Here is a 20,927-nt window from a genome sequence, read left to right as displayed (position 1 = left end):
GGTGCCTACGGGGTCGTCCGGCGGGACGTCACCCGGCGGCGAGCTCGCGGCCCCGGTCCCGGGCGGCCTCGATGGCGGCCAGGAAGGCGGCTCGCACGCTGTGCCGCTCCAGCTCAGCGATGGCGGAGATGGTGGTCCCGCCCGGGGAGGTGACGGCCTCGCGCAGGATGACCGGGTGCTCGCCGGAGTCACGGAGCATGACGGCGGCGCCGACGATCGACTGGATCACCATGTCGAGGGCGGCGGCGCGGGGCATGCCGAGCAGGATGCCCGCGTCGACCATGGCCTCGACCAGGTAGAAGAAGTAGGCCGGGCCGCTGCCGGAGAGCGCGGTGGCGGCGTCCTGCTGGGACTCGGGGATGCGCAGCACCTTGCCGACCGGCTTGAGCAGGTCCTCGGTGCGCCGCAGGTGCTCCTCCCCGGCGTACGCGCCGGCCGAGATCACGCTCATCGCCTCGTCGAAGCGGATCGGCGTGTTGGACATCACCCGGACCACCGGGATCTCCCCGGCCAGGTGCGACTCCACGAAGGCGGTCGTGATGCCGGCCGCGGCCGAGATCACCAGCTGGTCCCCGCGGACGTGATCGGCGATCTCCGCCAGCAGCGAGGCCATGTCCTGCGGCTTGACCGCGAGGATCACCGTCTCGGCGCTCTTGACGGCCTCGGAGTTGGACAGCACCCGCACGCCGTACCGTTCCCGCAGCGCCTCGGCCCGCTCGGCGCGGCGCGCGGTCGCGATCACGTCACCGGGTTTGAACCCGGCCCGCAGCAACCCGGACAGCAGTGCCTCGCCCATTTTGCCGGTCCCGAGAATCGCGATCATGTCGGCACACCTTGCCTAGGGGATGGAGGCGACCAGCCTACGGGGTCCGTCTGCGGAGGGTGGCGGCGCCGAGGACCAGGGCCAGGACCGCCGAGCCCGCCACCACGGCCATGTCGCGCCAGAAGTCACCCCCCGCGCCGGCCACGGCCAGCTTCATGGCCTCGATCGCGTAGGACATCGGAAGCACGTTGGAGATCCACTCCAGCACTGTGGCCATCCGGTCGCGCGGCACCAGGATCCCGCCGAGCAGGAGCTGCGGGATCATCACGACCGGCATGAACTGCACCGCCTGGAACTCGGTCCTGGCGAAGGCGCTGCACAGCAGGCCGAGCGCGATGCCCAGCAGCGCGTTGCCGAGCGCCACCACGACCAGCGGCCAGACCGGCCCGCCGAGCTCGAACCCGAGCCAGGTCAGCGAGACCGCCAGCACCAGCGCGACCTGGACCGCCGCCATCAGCCCGAACGCCAGGCCGTACCCCAGCAGCAGGTCCAGCTTGCCCAGCGGTGAGGCCATGAGGCGCTCCAGGGTCCCCGACGTACGCTCGCGCAGCGTGGCGACCGAGGTGACCAGGAACATCACCAGGAAGGGGAAGACGCACAGCAGGACCGGCGTCCAGGCGTTGAACGACCGCTGATCGCCGATCACGTAGTACAGCAGGGCCATCACCAGCGTCGGCACCAGGACCATCATCCCGACCGTGCGCCGGTCATGCCTGAGCTGGGTCAGGATGCGCCTCGCCGTGGCGAGGGTGATCGGAATGCTCACGGTCGCTCACCCGCCCCGTTCCCCGGGCCGGGCCGCTCCGCCCCGTCGGCCGCCCTCTCCCGCTCCGCGACGAGCCGCAGGAACGCCTTCTCCAGGTCGTCCGTCCCGGTACGGCGCCGCAGCGCGCCGGGCGAGTCATCGGCGAGGATCTCCCCCTCGCGCATCAGCAGCAGGCGGTCGCACCGGGACGCCTCGTCCATGACGTGGCTGGAGACCATGAGCGTCATGCCCCGCTCGGCCGTCAGCCGGTGGAACAGCTCCCACAACTCGTTGCGGAGCACCGGGTCGAGCCCGACCGTGGGCTCGTCGAGCACGAGCAGCTCGGGGCTGCCGAGCAGGGCCACCGCGAGGCCGGCCCGGCTGCGCTGACCGCCCGAGAGGGTCCTGGCCACCTGCCCGGCGGCTCCGCCGAGCCCGACCTCGCCGAGGACCCTGCCGACGTCGCCCCTCGGCGCGCCGAGCACCGAGGCGAAGTAGGCCAGGTTCTCGGCCACGGTCAGATCGTCGTAGACGGCGGGGCTCTGCGTGGAGTAACCCACCTTCGCCCGCAGCCCGGGGCCGCCCGCCGGCTCGCCGAGAACCGTGACCGTCCCGCCCGCGACCACCTGCACCCCCACGACCGAGCGCATCAGCGTGGTCTTCCCGCACCCGCTGGGTCCGAGCAGGCCGAGGATCATCCCCCGCGGGACCTCGAAGGAGACCCCGTGCAGCACCTCCCGGCGGCCGCGCTCCACCCGGAGATCCCGTACGGCGACGACACAACTCACCATATGTTGAATTTAGCCCTCCGGACAGGCCCCGTCAACGACCCTGAACCACCCCGGGGGCCGGTCCGTCATAGAGGTATGCGTAGGATCGCGACCCCGCTTCTGACGGGGACCCTGCTTCTGGCCATGGGCTGCGGGACCGGGTCCGTCACCGCTCCGAGCGCCGGTCCGGGCTCCACGGCGACGGAGACCGGCCCCTCCCAGCCGGTGAGCCACACCGTGCCGCCCCGGGTCGAGCCCACCCAGGGCCCCAAACCGACCAAGCCCACGGGCGACGCCGACAACCCCCGGAAGATCCGGTGGCTGACGGCCAAGCCCTCCAAGGACCGCCGGAGCCTGCGGGTCGTCTGGTGGTCGGGGGTGGAGCCCTGCCACGTGCTCGACCGCGTGGCCGTGAAGGAGACGGCCAGGAAGGTGACCGTCACCCTCTGGGAGGGACCGAGCAGCAAGGTCCAGAACGTCGCCTGCATCGAGATCGCCATCCAGAAGGTGACGACCGTCAAGCTCAAGAAGCCTCTCGGCGCGCGCAAGGTCGTCGACGGCGCGAGGCGCTGACGGCCGCCGAGATCCAGGCCGACGCGAACACCCCGATCGATTGAGCCCCGCCGACCCGGTACGGCCCGCAGGCCGTACCGGGTTCTTTGCATTCCGAATATGAGGAATACAGACACGCCCACAGAGGGTTGAGCCGAGTAGACTCAAGTCGTTTGACAAGCACAAGCCGATGCCCGACTATGAGTCAGACCGACTCAACTTTGACTACAAGGACGTACTCATGGCACGTGCGGTAGGTATCGACCTGGGGACGACCAACTCCGTCGTCTCCATCCTCGAGGGCGGTGAGCCCACCGTCATCGCCAACGCCCAGGGTTCGCGGACCACCCCGTCCGTGGTCGCCTTCGCGAAGAACGGCGAGGTCCTCGTCGGCGAGGTCGCCAAGCGGCAGGCCGTCACCAACGTCGACCGGACGATCCGCTCGGTCAAGCGGGAGATGGGCACCAACTGGTCCACCGAGATCGACGGCAAGAAGTTCTCCCCGCAGCAGATCAGCGCCTTCGTCCTGCAGAAGCTGAAGCAGGACGCGGAGGCCTACCTCGGCGAGAAGATCACCGACGCCGTGATCACCGTTCCGGCCTACTTCAACGACGCCCAGCGCCAGGCGACCCAGGAGGCGGGCACCATCGCGGGCCTCAACGTCCTGCGCATCATCAACGAGCCCACGGCGGCGGCTCTCGCCTACGGTCTCGACAAGGAGAAGGACGAGACCATCCTCGTCTTCGACCTCGGCGGCGGCACCTTCGACGTGTCCCTGCTCGACGTCGGCCAGGAGGACGGCCACGGCTTCGTCGAGGTCAAGGCCACCAGCGGCGACAACCACCTCGGTGGCGACGACTGGGACCAGCGCGTCGTCGACGAGCTCGCCACCCGGTTCAAGAACGCCCACGGCGTCGACCTGACCAAGGACAAGATGGCCCTCCAGCGCCTGCGCGAGGCGGCGGAGAAGGCCAAGATCGAGCTCTCCAGCCAGTCGGAGACCTCCGTCAACCTGCCCTACATCACCGCCTCCGCCGAGGGCCCCCTCCACCTGGAGGAGAAGCTCACCCGCGCCGAGTTCCAGCGGATCACCGCCGACCTGCTCGAGCGGTGCAAGGGCCCGTTCAACCAGGTCGTCAAGGACGCCGGGATCAAGGTCTCCGACATCGCCCACGTGGTGCTCGTCGGCGGCTCGACCCGCATGCCCGCCGTGGCGGACCTGGTCAAGGAGATGACCGGCAAGGAGCCCAACAAGGGCGTCAACCCGGACGAGGTCGTGGCCATCGGCGCCGCCCTCCAGGCCGGTGTGCTCAAGGGCGAGGTCAAGGACGTCCTGCTGCTCGACGTGACCCCGCTCTCGCTGGGCATCGAGACCAAGGGCGGCATCTTCACCAAGATCATCGAGCGCAACACCACGATCCCGACCAAGCGCTCGGAGGTCTTCACCACGGCCGAGGACAACCAGCCGTCGGTGCAGATCCAGGTCTACCAGGGTGAGCGCGAGATCGCGGCCTACAACAAGAAGCTGGCCACCTTCGAGCTGACCGGCATCGCCCCGGCGCCGCGCGGCATCCCGCAGATCGAGGTCACCTTCGACATCGACGCCAACGGCATCGTCAACGTCTCCGCCAAGGACCTCGGCACCGGCAAGGAGCAGACGATGACCATCACCGGCGGCTCCGCGCTGCCGAAGGAGGACATCGAGCGCATGATGCGCGAGGCCGAGTCCTACGCCGAGGAGGACAAGAAGCGCCGCGAGGACGCCGAGACGCGCAACAACGCCGACGCGCTCGTCTACCAGACCGAGAAGTTCGTCGCCGACAACGGCGAGAAGATCCCGGACGACATCAAGACCGAGGTCAACGAGGCCGTCGCCGACCTGAAGAAGACCCTGGAGGGCACCGACTCGGCGGCGATCCGCGCCGCCGCGGAGAAGCTCGCCACGGTCAGCCAGAAGATGGGCTCGGCGATCTACGCCCAGTCGCAGGGCTCCGAGGCCCCGGGCGGCGCGCCCGGCGCCGAAGACGCGACCGGTGGCCAGAAGACCGACGACGACGTGGTCGAGGCCGAGATCGTCGACGACGAGCCGAAGCGCGACGAAGGCAAGTGACGGCCCTGAAGAGCCGAGGGGAGCACGAGCGTGAACACGCGTGAGAACGGCTCCGGGGAGGAGCCGGTGATCCGCGACAACCGCAAGATCGATCCGGAGACCGGAGAGGCTCGCGAGACGGACAAGGGGCAGCAGGAGCAGGCCGCCGAGGCGGCCGGCTCCGCCCCGGCCGCCGCCTCCGCCGCCGCAGGTTCCGACCTCGCCTCGGTCGAGCTGGCCGCCCAGCTCGCCGAGCGCACGGCGGACCTGCAGCGCCTCCAGGCCGAGTACTCCAACTACCGCAAGCGGGTCGAGCGGGACCGGGTCGCGGTCAAGGAGCAGGCGGTGGCCGGCGTGCTGGCCGAGCTGCTGCCGGTCCTCGACGACATCGGCCGGGCACGTGACCACGGGGAGCTCACCGGCGGCTTCGCCAAGGTCGGCGAGTCGCTGGAGGCGGCCACCGGCAAGCTGGGGCTGAGCCCGTTCGGCACCAAGGGCGAGCCCTTCGACCCGACGGTTCACGAGGCGCTGATGCACAGCTACTCGCCCGACGTCGCGGAGCCGACCTGCGTGGAGATCCTGCAGCCCGGCTACCGGATCGGCGAGCGCGTGCTCCGCCCCGCGCGGGTCGCGGTCGCCGAACCCGAAGATCCCGCCCCGGCCGACAACTGATCCGTCCCACCCCTGGAGAAGGAAGATAGATGAGCACCAAGGACTACCTGGAGAAGGACTACTACGCCGTCCTTGGTGTGCCCAAGTCCGCCACCGCCGAAGAGATCAAGAAGGCGTACCGGAAGCTGGCCAGGCAGTACCACCCGGACGCCAACCCCGGGGACTCGGGCAACTCCGAGAGCACGGCGAAGTTCAAGGAGGTCTCCGAGGCCTACGACGTCCTGTCCGACGCCAAGCGCCGCAAGGAGTACGACGAGGCGCGGGCTCTGTTCGGTTCGGGACTCGGCGGTTACGCGGGAGCCGGGGGGGCTCCCCGCGCGGGCGGGTTCCCCTTCGACCTGGGGGACCTGTTCGGCGGCACGGGCCAGCAGCCGGGCGCCGGGGATCGCATCGGCGACATCTTCGGCGGCCTGTTCAACCGAGGCGGGGGCCGTGCCGGCGGGACCACCACCCGGGCGCGGCGCGGCCAGGACATCGAGTCCGAGGTCACGCTCTCCTTCACCGAGGCGGTGGAGGGCGCCACCGTCTCGCTCCGGCTGACCAGTTCCTCGGCCTGCACGGTGTGCTCCGGAACCGGCGCCAAGGCCGGGACCACCCCGCGGGTCTGCCCGACCTGCGAGGGCACCGGCGCGGCCAGCCGGAACCTGGGCAACTTCGCCTTCTCCGAGCCGTGCCGCGACTGCAAGGGCCGCGGCCTGCTGGTGGACGACCCCTGCCCGGTGTGCGAGGGGAGCGGCCGCGGCAAGAGCACCCGCACCATCCAGGCACGCATCCCGGCCGGGGTCGGCGACGGCCAGCGCATCAAGCTCAAGGCGAAGGGCGCACCGGGCGAGAACGGTGGCCCCGCGGGCGACCTGTACGTGCAGATCCACGTCAAGCCGCACGCGGTGTTCGGCCGCTCGGGCGAGAATCTCACGATCACGGTCCCGGTCACCTTCACCGAGGCCGCGCTCGGCGCCGAGATCAAGGTGCCGATCCTCAAGGGCATGCCGGTGACGCTGCGCATTCCGGAAGGCACCCCGAACGGCCGTACCTTCCGGGTACGGGGCCGCGGCGTGCCCCGCAAGGACGGCACCAAGGGCGACCTGCTGGCCACGGTCGAGGTGCTGGTGCCGCAGCGGCTCGACGACAAGGCCCGCGGCGCCCTGGAGGACTTCCGTGAGGCCACCGCGGGTGGTGACCCGCGGGCCGAGCTGATCCAACAGGCCAGAAGCGAGTAGCCATGGACGCCAACTACTTCGAACTGTCGGACGACACCCCGGTCTACGTGATCTCCGTCGCCGCCCAGCTCTCCGGGCTGCACCCGCAGACCCTGCGGCAGTACGACCGTCTCGGCCTGGTCAGCCCGGGCCGTACGGCGGGGCGGGGACGGCTCTACTCCACCCGGGACATCGTGATGCTCCGCGAGGTCCAGCGGCTCTCCCAGGAGGAGGGCATCAACCTCGCGGGCATCAAACGGATCCTCTCCCTGGAGACCGAGGCCCTGCGCCTGCGCGAGGAGAACCACCGGCTGCGCGCCGAGATGGCCACGATCCGCGCCCTGCTCCGCTACCAGCTCCCACCCGCCTGACAACCGCAGCCGCCCGGGGACGGCCCGCGAGGGGACGGCGGTGAACCGACGGAGGAACGCCCGCAGCCCGCGAGGGGGCGCCGGTGAACCAACCGAGGAACGCCCGCAAGCGAAGCGAGGACGTGACGAGGGCGGGAGCCGGTCACCAGCCCCCGAGCCGCGACGCGCAGCGTCGCAGTGGACACAGCGAGGACGTGACGAGCGAGCCGGCCGTGCGCAGCACGGCCCGTCACCACAGCCCTCGAGCCGCCGAACGAAGTGAGGCATAGAGACATGGACTACAAGCTCACGCAGAAGAGCCAGGAGGCGGTCTCCTCCGCCATCCGTCGTGCCGCCGCCGAGGGCAACCCCGAAGTCGCACCTGTTCACCTGTTCACCTCGCTGCTCGCCCAGCCCAGCGGCACCGCCGTACCCCTGCTGGAGGCCGTCGGCGCCGACTGGAAGCAGCTGCGCACCGAGGCCGAGCAGCAGCTCGCCGCCCTGCCGAAGGCGCAGGGCGCCACGGTCGGCGCCCCGTCGAGCTCCCGTCAGCTCCTCACCTCGCTGAACACCGCGGCCCAGCGGGCCCGGCAGCTCCAGGACGAGTACGTCTCGACCGAGCATCTGCTGGTCGGCCTCGCCGCCGACGGCGGCCCGGTGGCGCAGCTTCTGAAGTCGCGCGGGGCCACCCCGGAGGCGCTGCTGGAGGCGTTCGAGAAGGTCCGCGGGCACGCCCGGGTGACCAGTGCGACCCCGGAGGACACCTACAAGGCGCTGGAGAAGTACGGCGTCGACCTGACCGATCGGGCCCGCGCGGGCAAGCTCGACCCGGTGATCGGCCGTGACTCGGAGATCCGGCGGGTCATCCAGGTGCTCAGCCGCCGGACCAAGAACAACCCGGTGCTCATCGGCGAGCCCGGCGTGGGCAAGACCGCCGTCGTGGAGGGCCTGGCCCAGCGGATCGTCGCGGGCGACGTGCCCTCCAGCCTCCGGGACAAGCGCCTGGTCGCCCTCGACCTGAGCGCGATGGTCGCGGGTGCGAAGTTCCGCGGCGAGTTCGAGGAGCGGCTCAAGGCCGTGCTCACCGAGATCAAGGAGAGCGAGGGCCAGGTCGTCACCTTCATCGACGAGCTGCACACCATGGTCGGCGCGGGCGCGGGCGAGGGCGCGATGGACGCGGGCAACATGCTCAAGCCCATGCTGGCCCGGGGCGAGCTGCGGATGATCGGCGCCACCACCCTCGACGAGTACCGCGAGCGCATCGAGAAGGACCCCGCGCTGGAGCGCCGTTTCCAGCAGGTCTACGTGGGCGAGCCGAGCGTCGAGGACACCATCGCGATCCTGCGCGGCCTCAAGGGCCGCTACGAGGCGCACCACCAGGTGCAGATCTCCGACGGCGCGCTGGTCGCCGCCGCCGCGCTCTCCGACCGCTACATCACCTCCCGCTTCCTCCCGGACAAGGCGATCGACCTCGTCGACGAGGCCGCCTCCCGGCTCCGCATGGAGATCGACTCCCGGCCCGTGGAGATCGACCAGCTCCAGCGGAACGTCGACCGGATGAAGATGGAGGAGCTCGCGCTCGCCAAGGAGACCGACGAGAGCAGCATCCAGCGGCTGGAGCGGCTCCGCCAGGAGCTCGCGGACCGGCAGGAGGAGCTCAACGGCCTGGTGGGCCGCTGGGAACGCGAGAAGGCCGGCCTCAACCGGCTCGGCGACCTGAAGAAGCAGCTCGACGAGGCGCGGATCGCCGCCGAGCGCGCCCAGCGCGACGGCGACTTCGAGGCCGCCTCCCGGCTGATGTACGGCGAGGTGCCCAAGCTGGAGGCCGAGCTGGCCGCGGCCAGTGCCGCGGCCCAGCCCGAGGAGGCCATGGTCAAGGAGGAGGTCGGCTCCGACGACATCGCCCAGGTGATCTCCGCCTGGACCGGCATCCCCGCGGGCCGCCTGCTGGAGGGTGAGACCGCGAAGCTGCTGCGCATGGAGGAGGAGCTCGGCCGGCGGCTGATCGGCCAGCACGAGGCCGTCCAGGCCGTCTCCGACGCGGTGCGGCGGGCCCGCGCGGGCATCGCCGATCCCGACCGGCCGACCGGAAGCTTCCTGTTCCTCGGTCCCACCGGCGTCGGCAAGACCGAGCTGGCCAAGGCGCTGGCGGACTTCCTGTTCGACGACGAGCGGGCGATGGCCCGCATCGACATGAGCGAGTACTCCGAGAAGCACAGCGTGGCCCGGCTGGTCGGCGCCCCGCCCGGTTACATCGGGTACGAGGAGGGCGGCCAGCTCACCGAGGCCGTGCGGCGCAGGCCGTACACCGTGGTGCTGCTGGACGAGGTCGAGAAGGCCCACCCGGAGGTCTTCGACATCCTGCTCCAGGTCCTGGACGACGGGCGGCTCACCGACGGGCAGGGCCGTACGGTCGACTTCCGCAACACCATCCTGATCCTCACCTCCAACCTCGGCTCGCAGTTCCTGGTGGACCCGAAGCTGAGCAAGGAGACCCAGCGCGACTCCGTGATGGACGCGGTGCGGGGGCGGTTCAAGCCGGAGTTCCTGAACCGGCTCGACGACGTGATCCTGTTCGAGGCGCTCGGCACCGAGGAGCTGTCCAGGATCGTGGATCTCCAGGTGGCGCATCTGGCGAAGCGCCTGGCCGACCGGCGGCTCACCCTCACCGTGTGCCCGGCGGCGCGCGAGTGGCTGGCCCTGACGGGTTACGACGCCCTGTACGGCGCGCGGCCGCTGCGCCGGCTGGTGCAGTCGGCGATCGGCGACCCGCTGGCCAGGAAGGTGCTCTCCGGTGAGATCCAGGACGGCGACGAGGTCGTGGTGGACCTGGACGACGCGAGGGACTCGCTTTCCATTCGCCCAGCAAGGGATTGACCAGCATAAAGTCAAGAGCACCCCGGGAAAGCCTCCGAATGTTACGTTCGGCAGTCGGCGGACTGCCAAAGGCGACAGGGGGGTGCGCGTGTCGAACGCATCGAAGAACATCCGGGAAGTCCTCGCGACCGTGACGCTCACGACGCTCGCGGCCGGAGCCGGCTGGGCCGCGACCGGCCCGGCCGCGCTCGCCGACGGAGCGAGCCGGGCGGTGTCCGCTTCCGCGGCGCTCGCCGCCGGTGCGGGGCTCTCCCGTGACGGCGTGCCGTCGGTGGCGGAGCGGCTCGCACACCTCGCCGACCTGCGCGGTCTCTCCCGGGCTTCGGCCGTCATCAGCATGGCCGACGCGGGCGGGGTCGCGGCGGGCATCGGCTTTCCCGCCCTGCCGTTCGGACTGCCCGGCTACCCCGGCCTGACCGGGGTGGAGATCCTCTCGCCCATCCCCGACCTGCCCGGCCTGCCCGGCCTGCCGGGGCCCCGCGCCCTCTTCCGCTCCGGGGTTCCGTCGGTCCCGGCGCTGCGGGACGCGGCCGGGGTGATGTCGACCGGCACGGTCCTGTCCCTGCCTGCGCCGCGATCGGCCCCCAGGCCTTCGGCCAGGCCGGTCCCCCGCCCGGTCGTGCGGGAAGGCGAGGTCCGGCCGGCGCCACCCGCCTCCACGGCCATGCCGAAGCAGGAGACCGAGCAGCCTCCCCGGCCGGTCCTGGGCCGGGTGCTCCCCGACCTGCCCCTCGGCTGAGCCCGGCGCGGCGGTCAGGGCCGCGCAGAGCAGCCCTCGCGGCTCAGAGTGACACGTCGAGCAGCGCGTCCAGCTCATCCTCCGGAAGCCCGAGATCCACCCGGATCAGGTACCGGGTGCGGAGCAGCGCGGCGCGTTCCTCGCTGCCCTGCGCCGCCGCGCGGGCCCCGTCCGTGGCCCAGACGTGGGCCTCGCCCAGGTCGCCGTAGGCGGCGAGGGTCTCGGCGACGGTGAGCGCGGTGGCCGGGGAGACCTCGCCGTCGCCTCGGAGCTCACTGATCATTTCACGGGCCTCATCCGGCCGTTCGAGTTCGAACAGGGTGTCGGCGATCCCCGCCCGCGGATCGACGCCCGTCTCCCCGCCGTCGTCCACCGCCCGCTGGAAGCAGTCGAGAGCGCGGGCCGGCTGCTCGGCCTGCCGCCATGCTTCCGCGGCCAGCACGAGGATCGCCGCCCGCGGAACGTCACCGGACACGTAGGCCTCGACCAGCGCTTCCAGCCGCCGGGCAAGGCTTTCGTGGTCGTCGGCCAGCAGTGCCCGCTCAAGCAGCCGATCAAGGTGCTCACGTGTCACATACGCCACAGCGTGAGCGTACCGAGCGAGGCTCTACTCGTCCGCCCAATAACAGGTATCGGTTAAGCAACCACATGTCCGCAATTGACTGTGCTGTGCGTCTCCCCTCCGGCAGGCGGGCATATGAGGGGCGTCTCCCGTCGGCGGAGGCGTGTCGTGCGAAGGAGCTGCGATGGGCATGTCCAGGCAGGCGACCTTCACCCTGGCCTGCGTGACCCTTCTGTCGGGCATCGTCCCCGGCTGCGCCGGGTATCTCTCCGCGAGGATGGACGCGCTCGATGAGGCCCACCGCAGGCTCTCGGCGCTGGAGGACCGGCTGCACGAGACGCACCTCGCCACCCGGGCCCAGCTGGCCGTGACACCCGTCCCGATGCCGTGCGAGATCTCGCCCCGCCCCCGGCCGACGCCGCCGCTCACCGAGCTCGTCTCCACCGCGGCCGGCGCCCGCGAGCGCGAGACCAGGGCGGCGGACCGCGAGCGCAGGCGCAGGATCCGTGACGAGCTCGTCGCCTCGGTGCGGGAACCCATCCGGGGCACCGTCGTCAGGGAACACGAGATCCGGGGCACCGTCGCCGGGGAGCACGAGGGCAGGGCGGACCGCGTCAGAAGGCCTCCGGGAAGGCCGCTGGCGGAGATCTCCGGAGAGTTCCGCCGCTCCGGCGGCACGCTGGGCTGACGGCCGTCCGGAGACCTTCAGCCCGAGGCCCCGGCGAACTGCCGGTTCAGGTAGCCGCGGATCAGCCGCTTGGCCTCCGCCACGATCTGCGGGGCGCCGTCCGGATCGTGACGGAAGGCCAGCTTCAGCACGGCGTCCCCGGCCTCGACCGCGACCATGATGGCCAGGTCGAACTCCTCGCTGTCGGCCAGGCCGTACTCCTGCAGGAGCAGCCCGCGCAGCCGTCCGGCGATCACCGTGTTGTTGTCGGACACCCCGTCGAGCAGGTGGAGATCGACCACGTCGCCGAAGTGCATGGACCGGAAGCCCGGCACCGTCCGGTGCATCTCGACGTACTCGTCGATGATCGCGTCGACCGCGTCCCACCAGCCGCCGTAGTCCTCCGACAGGAAGCGTGCGCCGATCCGGGACATGAACCGCTCCACGTGACGCCGGGTCACCGCCTGGGTGATGGCCCGCTTGTCCGGGAAGAACTGGTAGACCGAACCGATCGCGACACCGGCGCGCTCGGCGATCCGCGTGGTGGACAGCGCCTCGTAGCCGATCTCGTCCAGCAGATCGGCGCAGGCGTCGAGCATCCGCTCGACGCGCCGCGCACTCCGCCGCTGGGTGGGCTGACGCCGCAGTGGAACCTCACCGGGTTCCTCGACAGGCAGGGTGGACACCCCACCATCTTGCCTGCCTATTCCTTCCAGGTCAGGCCCTACGGATCAATCAGTGGATTTGCCCGGCTTCGCGCTCAGTCCGGTGCACCCGCGCAGCGCCTTCCAGCCCGTGACGGCCTGCTGCCGGTCGGCCCCGGTGAGCGGCACCGGCACACCGCCCTGGATGACGGCCGGAGTCCACTGGTCCTTGAGCACGTCGCGACCGTTGATCGTCAGCGTGAGCACACCGGTCCTGCCGGTGTCCGGCCCCCAGTTGTAGAAGACGAAGTTGCCCAGGCCGTAGTTGACGTAGGCCTTCTTCAGGTAACCGCCGCCGAGCAGGATGTGCGCGTGCCCGCCCACCACCACGTCGGCCCCGGCCTCGACCAGCTTGGGCGCCAGGCCGCGCTGCGCCTCGTTCGGGCACTTCTGCAGCTCGGTGCCCCAGTGCAGGTGGACGATGACGGTGTCGGAGTTCCTGCGCGCCCTGCGCACCTCCTGGATGAGCCGCGCCTCGTTCTTGGCCGAGGCCAGCCCGCCCTTGCTCCCGGAGGCGGTCCAGGCGGAGATGAACTCGGCGTCGAGCACCTGGGTGGCGCCGATGATCGCCACCCGGTTGCCGTTGACGGTCGTCCGCCACGGCCGGTACGCGTCGGCCTCGTTCTTGCCCACGCCCACGATCGGGAACTTCGAGCGCTTGATCGCGGCCAGCGAGTCGGCCAGCCCGCTCTCCATGTAGTCCATGCCGTGGTTGTTGGCCATGGACGCCACGTCCACCCCGGCCGCCTTCAGCGCGGTGAGCGCGCTGGCGGGGGCCCGGAAGGTGTACTGCTTGCCGGGGGCGGGCGTGCCACCGGTGGTGATCGCGGTCTCCAGGTTCACCATGGCGAGGTCGGCCTTGCGCAGCACCTTGGCGATCGGGCCCATGGCGGTGCGCGGATCGGCGTTGAGCCTGGTCCGCAGGATCCCCTCGAAGTGCACGTCGCCGCCGAAGGAGATGGTGTACGGCCTGCGTTCCGGAGTGGGGGTCGCCTCGGCCGAGGCGGTCGGCTTCTCCGCGACGTCCGGCGCCGCCTCCGGGGCGGAGGACTCGGCCGCCGTACAGGCCGCGGCGAGCAGGACGGAGACGGCTGCGGCGGAGGCCACTCCGAGGCGGCGGGTATACGTGTTCATCGCTATCCGAGCATGCCATCTGGGGAGCGGTGCGTGGGACGACTCGCCCAGAGGCACGACCTGCGCCCTGTCCGTGAGGTGCGGGCCGTGCCCCGTTTCCGCTCCCGGAGCGGACCGGGAAGAACTCAGCCGGATAGGAGAGACGTACGGCGCGGCATCCGCGGTGCTTTCGGCTTTCGCGCCGACAGGGACGCTCTCTTTTCCTCCGAGTCCGCGAGACCCGGGCCGCACGAATCGAATCCAGGAGGGGACATCACGCCCAGCCGATGGAGACGTCTCTCAACGACCCCGCCTTGATGGAACGCCGGGGCCTCGCGCTGGAAAAGCGCTCGGCCGGTGGCGCCCGCCGCCAGATCTGCATCAATCTCACACTCCCACACCGGGAGATTGAGCCGGGGAATCCACCCGATACGGTTCTCCGAGAATGCGTCCGAGAGAAGATATCCGCGGCAGCGCCGGGCCGCGAATTCCGGGAGAGGCTGCGCCGGCGCCGCGAGGCGGGGCGGGCGAGAAGCAGGCGGCCTTTCACCGGGTCGCCTACCAGGATTACCTCCTGGTCGCGTCATCCGGCCGCGCCGTCCAGAGGACTCGACGGTCACCCGGGTGGAAAAGCCCGCATCCGGCGCGGGTGCCGCCGGCGATTGCGGGCGCGATGGCCGGGGCGGCCGCCGGCCGGCTCCTCAGCCGGCGGCCGCCCAGGCGGAATGCGCCGACATCAGGGCACACAAAAGGGCGGATCCGAAGGATCCGCCCTTGTCACAGGTCGAACTCGCCGTCCTTGACGCCTCCGACGAAGGCGTCCCACTCGCCGGGGGTGAAGATCAGGACCGGGCCCTTGCGGTTCTTGCTGTCCCGGACGCCGACTTTTCCATCAGAAAGGTGGGCGATCTCGACGCACTGCCCGTTCGCGGCGCTGCGAGTGCTCTTCTTCCACACGACATCAGAGATCTCGGCTTCATGCATGTTAATTGTCTCCTTTAACGGGAAGCTCCTTCGATTCCCGTTGGGACAGCCACTCGAAACCGAGAGGACTGTCATCTCCAACGTTCTTCGATAGTTTTCTGGATTATTTCCCGTGATGCGTCGACACCGAACGCCTCCGACTGAAGGTATTGGAAAGCGATCTCGTAGTCGTAAGCCTTCTCCTCCTCGTCCACGAATCGCGCACTATGGAGCATCTCCACGTACACGACATCATGGAAATCCGGAAACTTCAGATGGAAGAAAGAACCCGTGTTGACCGGATGCTCGTTGTTCAAAGAAAGAACCTGCACCCGGATATTCGGCAGCTTCGACAACTCGATCAGACGTTCGAGCTGGTCACGCATCACCGTCGCCCCGCCGAAGCGGCGCAGCAATACCGACTCGTCCAGCACCACCCAGAGCCTCAGCGGCTCCACGCTTCGGTGGATGAGCTCCTGCCGAGCCATTCGCGCCTTGACCCGGCTACGGAACTCTCCCGGCGGGATCCGCGTGATCGCCTGCGTGGCACGGATGACCTCTCGAGCGTAGTCCTCGGTCTGGAGAAGGCCGGGCACGATCTGGGGTTCCCAGTTCAGGGCCGAGGTGGCCTCCACCTCCAGCCCCAGAAGGGTGGTGTACTCCTGAGGCAGGGTGTCAGAATAGTCCTCCCACCATCCTTTTCGTGCTGCATCCTGGTGAAGGCCGAGTAACTCCTGCTCTCGGGCTTCGCCTACCTCGTACAGCTTGGCGAGAGCCTCGACGTCGCTTCTCCGAGGCATGGTCTTGGCGTTCTCGATCCGACTGACCTTGGACGCCGACCACTTCAACTTCGTCGCGACCTCCTCACCGCTCAGGTCGCGACGCTCGCGCCACCGGCGCAACTCCTGGCCAAGCCTGAGCCGGCGAACGGTTGGACTCCCGCCTTCGGGCACCGTCCGACCCCCTCACGGATATGAAGGTGTATCGCCACAGGGCTGTTCAAGACCCTCGATCGGAGACTCTCGCGCTCATCGTACACTGCAAGTTGCACGGAATGCTGCGCCCGTTCTCTCAAGGATTGCTCTTTAGAACTTGCCACAAGGCTTTCGGGAGAAGAGGGTTGTCGGCAGAGCCCTCGCACAGCTCACGGCGGTCTCCCGTGAGGATTTTCCGCGAATCCGGCGTCCCGTTCGCCACAGGAGCCCTCCCTTCTCCCCGCCGCCACTCCGGGGTCCTGCGGTCACGCACCCGCCTTCCCGTACGTGCAACTTGCACGAAGGCTTGCACTCGAATTTTTCTGATATTTCCAGCGGAGCTATTGCAGCATTTGACATCCGGGGGGAACATCTGCTTAGAGCCTGTTGCGGCGCCCGTTCCGCCACGTGACAGGAGGGCGGAGTCCCGCAAAAGGCTCTCAGGGAGGGTCCGCTCGCGCCGTGACCACGGGGGCGTCCCGGATCCGCCGGCGACTTCCGGGGAGGCGGACGTTCAGGGAGACGAGAAGAGAAAAGCAGGCGACGGCTCACGGTCGCGCGCATCGCAAGGAGCCCTCAACGGGCGAAAAATGCACCGGGCCGGCGGCCACCAGCCCGACTGCCACAAGAGCTCCGCATCGACGCCACGGAAGGAGCCTCCCATGTACGTCCACGGTATCAATGGGATCTCCGGAGTCAGAACATGGATCGCCCGCCTGGTCGACCGGGCGGACCGAGAACTCTGCATCGACCAGGACGAATGGGCCTACCGGTTGGGCTGGACCGTGAAAAGAACCGGTTTCGGGGCCCGCTACTACCACAATCCCCTGTTCGACCTGCAGAAGGCCGAACGCATCTACTCGGGGGACGTGGAGAATGTCCTCGCATAATTATCGCGACGACCGCCACCGGCCGCTGGGCGACGCTGGATCGCTCCAGCGGCCGACGCTTCTGGTACGGCTCTGGCGATGGCGGACGGAGATCGTCCTCACGGCCGTCGTCACCGCTGTCACGGTCCTGGTGGCCGCCGCCGCCCTGCGCGAGGGCGGCTGGTGGCCGTTCCTCGCGCTGACGAGCACCGTCTCGGCCTCCGCCGCCACCCGCTCGGGGCGCCGCCGGGCCCGCGCCCACTTCGGCTTCCCGGCCTCCCGCCACCGGATCCGCCGGGTGCGCGCGGAGACGCCCGCGCGCACCCGGACCGGACAGGACCCGCCGGACGGCCCGCACCTGCCGCGACCCGCCTGACCGCCTTCGCGGAAGCCCCGGAGGGGGGATCCGGGGCTTCCTTTCCTCTCGGCTCCCAGGTAATGATGAGTCCATTCGTCGAACCCAGGAGTCCCGATGAGAACCGCGCACCGGACCTGTCCCCTCTGCGAGGCCGTCTGCGGCCTCCGGCTCACGCTCGACGACGCCGGGCGCGTCACCTCGGTCAAGGGCGACCCCGACGACCCGTTCTCCAAGGGCTTCATCTGTCCCAAGGGGGCGAGCCTCGGCGCCCTCGACGAGGATCCCGACCGGCTGCGCGCCCCGATGGTCCGCACCGGCGGCGAATGGCGCGAGACCGGCTGGGAGGAGGCCTTCCAGGCCGTCGAGCGCGGCCTCACCGCCGTGATCGAGGCCCACGGCCGCCAGGCCCTCGCGGTCTACCTTGGCAACCCGAACGCGCACACGATGGCGGGGGCCCTGTACAATGCTCCGCTGATCAAGGCCCTCGGCACGCGCAACGTCTTCTCCGCCAGCACCTCCGACCAGATGCCCAAGCACGTCTCCTGCGGCCTGATGTTCGGCGACCCGCTGGCCATCCCGGTCCCGGACCTGGACCGCACCGACTACCTGCTGATGCTCGGCGCCAACCCGCTGGAGTCCAACGGCTCGCTGTGCACCGCCCCCGACTTCCCCGGCAGGCTCAAGGCGCTGCGCAGGCGCGGCGGCCGGTTCGTGGTCGTCGACCCCCGCCGCACCCGCACCGCGGCCCTCGCCGACGAGCACCTGTTCGTACGGCCCGGCACCGACGCCTACCTGCTGTTCGGCATCGTCCACACGCTCTTCGCGGAGGACCTCACCGCGGTCGGGGTCGAGGTCGAGGGCCTGACGGAGGTCCGCGCGCTGGCCGAGGACTTCTCTCCCAAGGCGGTGGCGGAGGTCTGCGGCGTGCCCGCCGAGGTCACCGTACGGCTGGCGCGGGAACTGGCCGCCGCTCCCACCGCCGCCGTGTACGCCCGCATCGGCACCTGCACGGCCGAGTTCGGCACCGTCGCGCAGTGGCTGGTCGACGTGATCAACGTCTTGACCGGGAACCTCGACCGCCCCGGTGGCGTCATGTTCGCCAAAACCGCGACCGAGACCGGCCGCAGGAGCAGGCCGTACACCACGGGGCGCTGGCACAGCCGCGTGCGCGGGCTGCCGGAGGCCAACGGCGAGCTGCCGGTGGCCACCCTCGCCGACGAGATCGAGACCCCGGGAGAGGGACAGGTCAGGGCGCTGGTCACGGTGGCGGGCAACCCGGTGCTGTCGGCCCCGAACGGCGTCCGGCTGGACCGGGCCTTCGGCGGGCTGGAGTTCATGGTCTGCGTCGACCCCTACCTCAACGAGACCACCCGGCACGCGCACGTCATCCTTCCCCCTCCGCCGGTGCTGCGTTCGCCGCACTACGACTTCGCGCTCCTGTCCTTCGCGGTGCGCAACTACGCCAGGTTCTCCCCGCCGGTGCTACCGCCGGAGCCGGGACGGCCGTCGGAGGCGGAGATCATCGCCAGGCTGGCGATGATCGCCTCGGGGCAGGGGGCGGAGGCCGACCCCGCCCTGCTGGACGAGCTGATCCTCGACCAGATGCTGCGCAGGGCCGTCGAGACGCCCGGCTCGCCCGTCGAGGGCCGTGACGTGGATGAGCTCCGCGCCGGCCTGGAGGGCGGCAGCGGGGCGGAGCTGCGCCTGGACGCCATGCTCAAGCTCGGCCCCTACGGGTTGTCGCTGGCCGCGCTCCGGGAGCACCCGCACGGGATCGACCTCGGCCCGCTGGAGCCCCGGCTGGCCGAGATGCTGCGCACCGTCTCGGGGCGGGTGGAGCTGGCCCCGCCGCAACTGGTCGCCGACGCCGTACGGCTGCGCGAGCGGCTGGCCGTACCGCCGGCGGAGATCGTGCTGATCGGGCGGCGGCACCTGCGTTCCAACAACAGCTGGCTGCACAACGTGGGACCGCTGGTCGGCGGGAGCAACCGGTGCACGCTGCAGATCAACCCCCAGGACGTGGCCCGGCTCGGGCTCGACGGGCACGCTGTGGTCCGCAGCTCCACCGGGGAGCTGACCGTGCCGCTGGAGCCGACCGACTCGATCATGCCCGGGGTGGTGAGCCTGCCGCACGGCTGGGGACACGCCGGAACCACGCAGCGGACCGCGGCCGAGCACGCGGGGGTGAACGCCAACGCGCTGACGGACGAGTCGAAGGTCGACCTGCCGTCGGGCAACGCGGTGTTCAACGGGGTGCCGGTCACGCTCGCTCCGGCGTGACCGCATGGCCGATCGGGAAGGAACCCCCGGCTCGGACTAGGCTTGCGCGGGTGACCACCCCTCCAGAACAGGACCGCCTGCACGCCCAGCTCGCCTTCGCCATGGAAATCGACAAGCTCAGGCGCATCGTCCGCCGCAACACCCTGATGGACGGGTCGCGGCGGGAGAACGACGCCGAGCATTCGTGGTACGTCGGCATGCTCGCGATGGTGCTGGCCGAGCACGCTCCGCCGGGGACCGACCTGGACAGGGTCGTCGCGATGCTGCTCGTCCATGACATCGTCGAGATCGACGCCGGGGACACGTTCATCTACGACAGCCCGGCCGTGGAGGCCCAGCTCGGCATAGAGCGCAAGGCCGCCGACCGGATCTTCGGGTTGCTCCCCGAGGACCAGGCGAAGCGGCTGCGCGCGCTCTGGGACGAGTTCGAGGAGCGCGTGACGCCCGAGGCCCGGTTCGCCAAGGCGCTGGACCGGATCGCGCCGATCATGGCCAACCATCACAACGAGGGCGGTACCTGGTCGCTCTACAAGGTCACGGCCGAGCAGGTGCTGGAGAAGGTGAAGATCATCGAGGAGGGCTCGCCGACGCTCGGCGCCTATGCCACCGAGATCATCGAGCTCTCCGTCAGGCGTGGACATCTGGCGCGTGCATAACGCGCTTCGGGGGTAGGTCCCTATTGCTTGAGAGGGGGCGATGGTGAAGGAAACAGTGAATACGGGGCGCCGGAGCCTCAGACAACTGGTGCCCCCGATCGATCTCCCGGGCCGGATCGAGAGATCGTCGCGGATCGACCGGCCGATCCGCGGGCTCGCCAAGGCCGTGCGCCGGAGACTCGGTCCGGGGAAGCTGCGCGACGCGCTGCACGGGGTCCCGCTCGGCAAACCCCTCCATCCCCCGCTCGCCACCTTCAGCCTGGGCTGCCTGCTGGCCACCGCCGTGCTGGACCTGGCCAAGGTCGAGCCCCGCGCGGCGCGGGTGATGCTCGCCACGGGGCTCGGCGGGGTGCTGCCCACCGCGGCGGCCGGGATCACCGACTGGTCCTCGCTCCACCGCGAGCAGCAACGGGTCGGGTTCGTGCACGCGCTCGCCAACCTGACCGCGGTCGGGCTCTACGCCGGCTCGCTGGCGCTGCGGCTGACCGGCCGCGAACGCACGGGGCGGAGCCTGTCGTTCGCCGGGCTGGCCGCGGCGGGCCTGGGCGGATACCTCGGCGGGCACCTGTCCTACCGGCAGGCGGCCGGGGCCAACCACGCGGAGTCGGTCACCCACCTGGTCCCGCTGGGCTGGCACGACCTGTGCGCTCTGAAGGACCTGCCGGACGGCCGTCCGGTGGCCCGGCGGCTGGGTTACATCGACCTGTTCGTGCTCCGGGTCGGCGACACGGTGAACGTGCTCGCCGACCGCTGCTCGCACCTGGCCGGCCCGCTCCATCAGGGGCGGCTGATCTCCGAGAACGGGACCACCTGTGTGGTCTGCCCGTGGCACGGGAGCACCTTCCGGCTCTCGGACGGGGCCGTCGTGCACGGTCCCGGCACGGCCCCGCAGCCGTCCTTCGAGACGCGGGTCCGCCGCGACGGCATCATCCAGGTCCGTCCCGCGCAGGCCTGACCTCCGGACA

Annotated in this window: 21 protein-coding genes; 13 read left to right on the top strand and 8 right to left on the bottom strand. The window is 70.3% G+C overall.

Annotated elements, in window-relative coordinates; genetic code table 11:
• Positions 1–28: 28 nt before the first annotated feature.
• From proC to HS041_RS06000, 3 genes are read right to left on the bottom strand one after another with little or no spacing between them, the layout of a single operon-like run.
• Complete coding sequence (gene proC / locus HS041_RS06010) at positions 29–823, bottom strand: pyrroline-5-carboxylate reductase (RefSeq protein ID WP_196439491.1); 795 nt, start codon at positions 821–823, stop codon at positions 29–31.
• 37 nt (positions 824–860) lie between these two features.
• A complete protein-coding gene (locus HS041_RS06005) occupies positions 861–1,589 on the bottom strand; it encodes an ABC transporter permease (protein ID WP_196439490.1) in 729 nt (242 codons plus the stop codon).
• Positions 1,586–2,359, bottom strand: a complete 774-nt coding sequence (locus HS041_RS06000; RefSeq protein WP_196439489.1) for an ABC transporter ATP-binding protein — start codon at positions 2,357–2,359, stop codon at positions 1,586–1,588. The genes HS041_RS06005 and HS041_RS06000 overlap by 4 nt, the downstream gene beginning before the upstream one ends.
• Positions 2,360–2,434: 75 nt before the next feature.
• Here HS041_RS06000 and HS041_RS05995 point away from each other — a divergent pair, with 75 nt between their 5' ends.
• From HS041_RS05995 to HS041_RS05965, 7 genes are all read left to right on the top strand, one after another.
• Positions 2,435–2,911: a hypothetical protein gene (locus HS041_RS05995; RefSeq protein ID WP_196439488.1), complete on the top strand. Its 477-nt coding sequence runs from the start codon at positions 2,435–2,437 to the stop codon at positions 2,909–2,911.
• Positions 2,912–3,131: 220 nt separating this feature from the next.
• Positions 3,132–5,000, top strand: a complete 1,869-nt coding sequence (dnaK, locus tag HS041_RS05990; protein ID WP_196439487.1) for a molecular chaperone DnaK — start codon at positions 3,132–3,134, stop codon at positions 4,998–5,000.
• A 30-nt stretch (positions 5,001–5,030) separates the two neighbouring features.
• Positions 5,031–5,651, top strand: a complete 621-nt coding sequence (gene grpE / locus HS041_RS05985; RefSeq protein WP_196439486.1) for a nucleotide exchange factor GrpE — start codon at positions 5,031–5,033, stop codon at positions 5,649–5,651.
• A 29-nt stretch (positions 5,652–5,680) separates the two neighbouring features.
• Positions 5,681–6,871 carry a molecular chaperone DnaJ gene (dnaJ, locus tag HS041_RS05980; protein WP_196439485.1) on the top strand — a complete coding sequence of 397 codons (1,191 nt, stop codon included), beginning with the start codon at positions 5,681–5,683 and terminating at the stop codon, positions 6,869–6,871.
• Between the two features lie 2 nt (positions 6,872–6,873).
• Positions 6,874–7,221 carry a heat shock protein transcriptional repressor HspR gene (locus tag HS041_RS05975; RefSeq protein ID WP_196439484.1) on the top strand — a complete coding sequence of 116 codons (348 nt, stop codon included), beginning with the start codon at positions 6,874–6,876 and terminating at the stop codon, positions 7,219–7,221.
• 273 nt (positions 7,222–7,494) lie between these two features.
• Positions 7,495–10,077 (top strand): ATP-dependent chaperone ClpB, encoded by a 2,583-nt coding sequence (clpB, locus tag HS041_RS05970; RefSeq protein WP_196439483.1) that lies wholly within the window; start codon positions 7,495–7,497, stop codon positions 10,075–10,077.
• An 88-nt stretch (positions 10,078–10,165) separates the two neighbouring features.
• Positions 10,166–10,816 (top strand): hypothetical protein, encoded by a 651-nt coding sequence (locus HS041_RS05965; RefSeq protein WP_196439482.1) that lies wholly within the window; start codon positions 10,166–10,168, stop codon positions 10,814–10,816.
• A 43-nt stretch (positions 10,817–10,859) separates the two neighbouring features.
• Here HS041_RS05965 and HS041_RS05960 read toward each other — a convergent pair whose 3' ends face one another.
• Positions 10,860–11,399: a hypothetical protein gene (locus HS041_RS05960; RefSeq protein ID WP_196439481.1), complete on the bottom strand. Its 540-nt coding sequence runs from the start codon at positions 11,397–11,399 to the stop codon at positions 10,860–10,862.
• Positions 11,400–11,562: 163 nt separating this feature from the next.
• Here HS041_RS05960 and HS041_RS05955 point away from each other — a divergent pair, with 163 nt between their 5' ends.
• Complete coding sequence (locus HS041_RS05955) at positions 11,563–12,066, top strand: hypothetical protein (protein WP_196439480.1); 504 nt, start codon at positions 11,563–11,565, stop codon at positions 12,064–12,066.
• 17 nt (positions 12,067–12,083) lie between these two features.
• Here the strand turns inward: HS041_RS05955 and HS041_RS05950 are convergent, their stop codons facing one another.
• The 4 genes from HS041_RS05950 to HS041_RS39935 all read right to left on the bottom strand — a co-directional run bounded on the left by HS041_RS05950 (position 12,084) and on the right by HS041_RS39935 (position 15,778).
• On the bottom strand, positions 12,084–12,731 hold the full coding sequence (locus tag HS041_RS05950; protein ID WP_196439479.1) for a TetR/AcrR family transcriptional regulator: 648 nt from the start codon (positions 12,729–12,731) through the stop codon (positions 12,084–12,086).
• A 45-nt stretch (positions 12,732–12,776) separates the two neighbouring features.
• On the bottom strand, positions 12,777–13,883 hold the full coding sequence (locus tag HS041_RS05945) for a CapA family protein (protein WP_196439478.1): 1,107 nt from the start codon (positions 13,881–13,883) through the stop codon (positions 12,777–12,779).
• Between the two features lie 756 nt (positions 13,884–14,639).
• Positions 14,640–14,846 carry a DUF397 domain-containing protein gene (locus HS041_RS05940; protein WP_196439477.1) on the bottom strand — a complete coding sequence of 69 codons (207 nt, stop codon included), beginning with the start codon at positions 14,844–14,846 and terminating at the stop codon, positions 14,640–14,642.
• Between the two features lie 71 nt (positions 14,847–14,917).
• A complete protein-coding gene (locus HS041_RS39935) occupies positions 14,918–15,778 on the bottom strand; it encodes a helix-turn-helix domain-containing protein (RefSeq protein ID WP_196439476.1) in 861 nt (286 codons plus the stop codon).
• 683 nt (positions 15,779–16,461) lie between these two features.
• On the opposite strand from HS041_RS39935, the gene HS041_RS05930 reads away from it, so the two are divergent.
• The 5 genes from HS041_RS05930 (at position 16,462) to HS041_RS05910 (ending at position 20,917) form a co-directional block, all read left to right on the top strand.
• Entirely contained in the window at positions 16,462–16,689 is a 228-nt protein-coding gene (locus HS041_RS05930) for a hypothetical protein (protein ID WP_196439475.1), read from the top strand.
• Positions 16,676–17,044: a hypothetical protein gene (locus HS041_RS05925; RefSeq protein WP_196439474.1), complete on the top strand. Its 369-nt coding sequence runs from the start codon at positions 16,676–16,678 to the stop codon at positions 17,042–17,044. Before HS041_RS05930 ends, HS041_RS05925 begins: the two co-directional genes overlap by 14 nt.
• Positions 17,045–17,140: 96 nt before the next feature.
• Positions 17,141–19,306, top strand: a complete 2,166-nt coding sequence (locus tag HS041_RS05920) for a molybdopterin-dependent oxidoreductase (RefSeq protein ID WP_196439473.1) — start codon at positions 17,141–17,143, stop codon at positions 19,304–19,306.
• A gap of 101 nt (positions 19,307–19,407) precedes the next feature.
• A complete protein-coding gene (locus tag HS041_RS05915) occupies positions 19,408–19,962 on the top strand; it encodes an HD domain-containing protein (protein WP_230878783.1) in 555 nt (184 codons plus the stop codon).
• Positions 19,963–20,050: 88 nt separating this feature from the next.
• Positions 20,051–20,917, top strand: a complete 867-nt coding sequence (locus HS041_RS05910) for a Rieske (2Fe-2S) protein (RefSeq protein WP_307845188.1) — start codon at positions 20,051–20,053, stop codon at positions 20,915–20,917.
• Positions 20,918–20,927: the final 10 nt, after the last annotated feature.

The organism is Planomonospora sp. ID67723, from assembly GCF_015711605.1.
Classification (GTDB): domain Bacteria; phylum Actinomycetota; class Actinomycetes; order Streptosporangiales; family Streptosporangiaceae; genus Planomonospora_A.
The sequence above is the reverse complement of the archived record's forward strand: the minus strand, read 5'-3'. Positions and strand labels throughout refer to the sequence as shown.